The sequence below is a fragment of the Sphingobacterium litopenaei genome (assembly GCF_014692495.1).
Classification (GTDB): Bacteria; Bacteroidota; Bacteroidia; order Sphingobacteriales; family Sphingobacteriaceae; genus Sphingobacterium; species Sphingobacterium litopenaei.
The window spans coordinates 1-5,010 of sequence record NZ_JACOIJ010000067.1 but is presented as its reverse complement, the minus strand read 5'-3'; the positions used below and the strand labels follow the sequence as shown (position 1 = coordinate 5,010).

5 protein-coding genes are annotated in these 5,010 nt (G+C 33.2%); 4 read left to right on the top strand and 1 reads right to left on the bottom strand.

What is annotated here, in order from left to right:
• The coding region (locus H8B04_RS16725) for an IS3 family transposase (RefSeq protein ID WP_190303053.1) at window positions 1-529 on the top strand (529 nt) is incomplete at its 5' end.
• Window positions 530-591: 62 nt separating this feature from the next.
• Here H8B04_RS16725 and H8B04_RS16720 read toward each other — a convergent pair.
• Window positions 592-2,703 (bottom strand): M3 family metallopeptidase, encoded by a 2,112-nt coding sequence (locus tag H8B04_RS16720; protein ID WP_190303052.1) that lies wholly within the window; start codon window positions 2,701-2,703, stop codon window positions 592-594.
• 227 nt (window positions 2,704-2,930) lie between these two features.
• On the opposite strand from H8B04_RS16720, the gene H8B04_RS16715 reads away from it, so the two are divergent.
• The 3 genes from H8B04_RS16715 (at window position 2,931) to H8B04_RS17550 (ending at window position 4,873) form a co-directional block, all read left to right on the top strand.
• Window positions 2,931-4,031, top strand: coding sequence for a DUF4407 domain-containing protein (locus H8B04_RS16715; RefSeq protein ID WP_165291912.1), 1,101 nt, complete (start codon window positions 2,931-2,933; stop codon window positions 4,029-4,031).
• 196 nt (window positions 4,032-4,227) lie between these two features.
• Complete coding sequence (locus H8B04_RS16710) at window positions 4,228-4,809, top strand: hypothetical protein (protein ID WP_165291913.1); 582 nt, start codon at window positions 4,228-4,230, stop codon at window positions 4,807-4,809.
• A complete protein-coding gene (locus H8B04_RS17550; protein WP_206366894.1) occupies window positions 4,787-4,873 on the top strand; it encodes an SEC-C metal-binding domain-containing protein in 87 nt (28 codons plus the stop codon). The genes H8B04_RS16710 and H8B04_RS17550 overlap by 23 nt, the downstream gene beginning before the upstream one ends.
• Window positions 4,874-5,010 lie beyond the last annotated feature (137 nt).

Here is a 5,010-nt window from a genome sequence, read left to right as displayed (position 1 = left end):
ACCAAATATCTTAAAAAGGGAATTCAAAGCTGAAAAACCACAACAGAAATGGGTAACAGATGTTACTGAATTTAGAGTCGGAGATAAAAAACTTTATTTATCCCCAATCATGGATTTATACAATCAAGAAATCATCAGTTATGAAATTAGTGAAAGACCTATTTTTACACAGGTAATGAAAATGGTTAACAAGGCATTTCGTAAAATACCTAATAAGAGCAACTTAATCCTTCATTCTGATCAAGGTTGGCAATATCAAATGAAAAAATATCAGAAAAGATTGAAAAAAAAGGGAGTGATTCAGAGTATGTCCAGAAAAGGAAATTGTTTGGATAATAGTATTATTGAAAATTTCTTTGGAACATTAAAGGCTGAAATGTTCTACTTACAAAAGTTTGAATCTATAGAGGAGTTAAAAAAAGAAATAATAAATTATATCAATTACTATAACAAGGTAAGAATTAAATCAAATTTAAACGGAATGAGCCCTGTAGAATACAGAGCTCATTATATCAAGAACATTGCTTAAATTTGTCCAACTTTTGGGGGGCAGTCCATCGAATAAGCCCTTTTTTTATTTTAAATAGGATATTAATTTAATCCTCTTTTTTTCATTAAATGTACTGGATCAGGATCTTTTCCTCTGAATGCTTTGTATAAATCAGCAGGGTTTGCAGTGCCCCCTTTTTCCAAAATATTTTTACGGAAAGACTCAGCAGTTACTTGATCAAACAAGCCTTTCTCTTTGAAAGCCGCGAATGCGTCGGAATCCAATACTTCAGCCCAGATATAAGCATAATATCCCGCTGAATAACCTCCTGAGAAAACGTGTTGGAAATACGTGCTTCTGTATCTTGGGATAATTGCATCTATCAAACCAACTTTATTCATAGCAGCTTTTTCAAAAGCATTTACATCACCCGTGATTGGCTGTTGTGTAGCATGATAATCTAAATCCAATAACGAAGCAGCTAAGTATTCTGTTGTGGCAAAACCTTGGTCAAAAGTACCCGCATTTTCCATTTTTGTAATCAATGAGTCTGGAATAGCTTCACCAGTTTTGTAGTGCTTCGCATAAGTTTTCAAAACCTCAGGATCTGCAGCCCAGTTTTCCATGATTTGTGATGGCAATTCAACAAAATCACGAGAAACTGAAGTTCCTGCTAAAGATTGGTATTTTACATTAGATAATAATCCATGTAATGCATGACCAAACTCGTGGAATAACGTACTCGCCTCATCAAAAGTCAATAAAGCAGGTTGGTCACCTACAGGCTTTGTGAAGTTACATACGATAGAAATTACTGGAGCTACACGTTTGCCTTCTTTTGTAGATTGACTACGGTAAGAAGTCATCCAAGCACCGCCTCTTTTCGATTCACGAGGGAAGAAATCTGCGTACAACAAACCCAAATGCGAACCATCTTTATCTTTTACTTCGTAAACTTCCACTTCCTCGTGGTATGTAGGCACATTATTTAATGCTACGAAAGTAATACCAAATAATTTAGTCGCTGTTTCGAAAGCGCCTTCACGAACAGAAGCCAAACTAAAGTAAGGTTTGATTTCTTCTTCATTCAAAGCAAAACGTTTAACACGAATTTTCTCCGCATAATATCTCCAGTCATAAGGAGCAACTTGGAATGTATCTTGTGCAGCTTCAATTTCTTTTTGGATATCGGCAGCTTCCACTTTCGCTTTATTGATAGCTGGAGCCCACAATTTGTTTAATAATTGGTAAACATTTGTAGGGTTTGCTGCCATTGATTCTTCTAAAACATACGCCGCATGAGAAGAATAACCTAACAATTTCGCTTTTTCTAATCTCAAATTAGCAATCTTCGTCAAGATTTCTTTGTTATCGCTTTCGTTGTCGTTATTTCCTCTTTTTTGATAAGCATCCCAGATTTGCTTGCGCAATTCTCTATTATCCGCATATTGAAGAAATGGCATTACAGATGGATTAGACAACGTAAATACCCATTTACCGTCTTTACCTTTTGCCTTTGCAGTTTCTGCAGCAGCAGATTTCAAACCTTCTGGCAAGCCTGCTAAATCTTCAGCTTTGTCCACTACTAATTCGTATGCATTAGTCTCCGCCAATAGATTTTGACCAAATTGTGTTGTCAAAACAGAGATTTCAGCATTTATTTTCTTCAATTTCTCTTTGTCTGAATCCGAAAGATTAGCTCCCGAACGAACAAATCCTTTATATGTTTCCTCTAATAATTTTTGATCTTCAGCATCTAAAGGAAATTTTGCTTTATTATCGTAAACCGATTTTACGCGAGCAAATAATTTGGCATTCAAATTAATCTCATCACCATGCGCTGACAATTGTGGAGCTAACTCTTTTGCCAAAGACTGAATACTGTCATTTGTATGCGCAGAATTAAGATTATAAAAAACGGTAGAAACATTATTTAATAATGATCCCGAGCCTTCTAACGCTACGATGGTGTTATCAAAAGTTGGTTCTTCACTATTATTAATAATAGAATCAATTTCTAAATTATGTTGTTTTAACGCCTCCTCAAAAGCGGGTTTGAAGTGTTCATCTTTAATTTTATCAAATGGAGGAACATTGAATGGCGTCTCGTACGCTGTTAAAAGTGGATTGTCTGTCTGTAATTTGTTTTCGCTACCGCATCCCACGAACATGGATGCAACAACCAAAAATGGAATGAAACTCTTTTTATTCATTACAATTTATTTTGTTTTTTTGATGTGTTTGCAAAAGTAAACAATATTTCAAGTAAATTATGATTGTATTGTCACAACTCTCAATATAGAAATAATACATCGAACCATCAAATTATACCCCGAACGCGTACTCACCGACATAAAGTGGCTATTTACCGAAATTTAACAATCCATTAAAAAACTTATATTTACTTTTGTTTAATTATTTGAAACTGACTTAAATAGAAATGGATAATATAAAAAATTTCTTTTGGTGGTGTGCAGGCGTCCATAAAGAAACTCTTAATAAATTTCCCGAAGAACAAAATAAATACATAAGCATAGGCGCAACCATATTTTTTACAGGGTTGTTTGCGGCCCTTGCAGGAGGATATGCTCTATACTTCGTATTTAGCGGAAATGATTTTGCAATTTTCTACGCCTTGCTGTTTGGCATTATCTGGGGCTTGGCAATTTTTAATTTGGATCGATATATTGTCTTAAGTATTGATAAATCAAAAGGAACTTTTAAACAAATATTACAAGCACTTCCTCGGATTATACTCGCCGTATTGATAGGTTTGGTTATTTCTCGTCCTTTGGAACTGAAAATATTTGACAAAGAAATTCGCGAGCACTTGCGTATAGATTACCTCAAACAGCAACAGGCTAATATCGATACCCTCCAAAAGACTTTTGAGAACAAATACGCTGCAGAGTTTACTCAATTGAATGGACTTAAATCACAAGCGGATTCGTTGGAAACCACGATTAAAACCGATAGACAGAAATTAAATCACGAAATTTTTGGAACTAAAACGGATGAAACTTCAGGAGTATTAGGCTACGGCCCTTATGCTAAAATGAAAGAAGAGAACCTGAAAAAACAAGAAATCTATTTAGACACTTTGCGCACACGTATACAAGCCAAAGAAAGTTTGTTGTCGCAACGAAAAGTAAAAGAAGGTATAATGGATGAAAAAATCCTGACCGATAAAAGTTTGGATAGCGCCATTAACGTAGCTGGCTTTGCAGATCGCAATGCGGCATTAAGCAACTTACACAAAAAGCCAGATGGTTCTATTGAAGAGTCTACTGAATATGCAGTTATCTTTATCACCTTACTTTTTGTATTCTTCGAATGTTTGCCTGTATTTGTGAAATTAATGAGTCACAAAGATGCCTACGATATAGCTATCGCTAATCAAAATATAGTACACAATTTTGAATCTGCATCCAATGTGGATATAGAAAAGAATGCTTTAAATAATCTTATTCCACAGCGAACTGATGTGGCTATTCAACGTCGAATGGACAGACTAAGCCAAGATTATGAAAGTAATAAGTAGTTTTTAAAGTATTCAATAGCAATAAAATTATACCGCGAATTTTAATAATTTTATATCCATCTTCAAAGAAGTTTATTTAAAGTGCGTAACAAATTAACCTACACAGAACAGATATAAAAAAATTAATATACAAGCGATTATACACCTTTTAACAAAAAAGCTTAAATTACGTATATAATGATGTTATTTGAAGTCTATGAAAAACGAATTAATAGCAATTTGTGATAATTGCTCTACAATTTTTTCTGCAAATAATTTTATTGGAGGTAATGGAACTTTTAATATATCCTTTACAAATTGTAAATATGGTCCTTGCCCTAATTGTGGTGGAATTGGTAACCTTCCAGATGGTGAGTATCGTTTATCAGATAATATTATAAAGTTTATTAAAGGTCCAAATTTTTCATTAAATATTGTTTATGAATTAAAAGCATATTTCGAAAAACTAAATATAAACGAAAATCTCGAAAAACAAAAAAATCAGATAATTAGTGATGTTAATAAAATTTCACCTGATTTTGCTTCAGTAATTAGTACTAATTCTAGTATTGATTATCACAAATGGATTGGAACAATTTTAGCAATTTTATCATTTATAATTTCATTTCAACAAGCTTATCTAAAAGATAATGACAGTTTATCTAATGAAATTGTATTAGAATTACTTAAACAAAATAATTCTTATCAAAATATTATTACACAAAATACAAATCAGTTAAGTAAAAATGACAGTCTTATCAACAACATAAAAAAAAATGCCCTTAAAAAAGATTGGTAGAAATGATAAATGTTATTGTGGAAGTAATCTAAAATATAAAAAATGTTGTCTTTTAGGAAAATAGACATCCACACAAGGAAGTGTAAAGCAAACTGTGTCATTGAGCTCTAAATAGATATAGGTCCCCTTCGGACCTATATCTATTTAGAGCCGCCGAAGGCTTTCATTCTCTCACCAAATTTAAGGTGGAGTTGTTGCATT

Excerpts from the sequence above, each read along its gene's own strand:
- H8B04_RS16720 (WP_190303052.1), bottom strand. The coding sequence starts at position 2,703 with ATGAATAAAAAGAGTTTCATTCCATTTTTGGTTGTTGCATCCATGTTC.
- H8B04_RS16715 (WP_165291912.1), top strand. The coding sequence starts at position 2,931 with ATGGATAATATAAAAAATTTCTTTTGGTGGTGTGCAGGCGTCCATAAA.
- H8B04_RS16710 (WP_165291913.1), top strand. The coding sequence starts at position 4,228 with ATGAAAAACGAATTAATAGCAATTTGTGATAATTGCTCTACAATTTTT.
- H8B04_RS17550 (WP_206366894.1), top strand. The coding sequence starts at position 4,787 with ATGCCCTTAAAAAAGATTGGTAGAAATGATAAATGTTATTGTGGAAGT.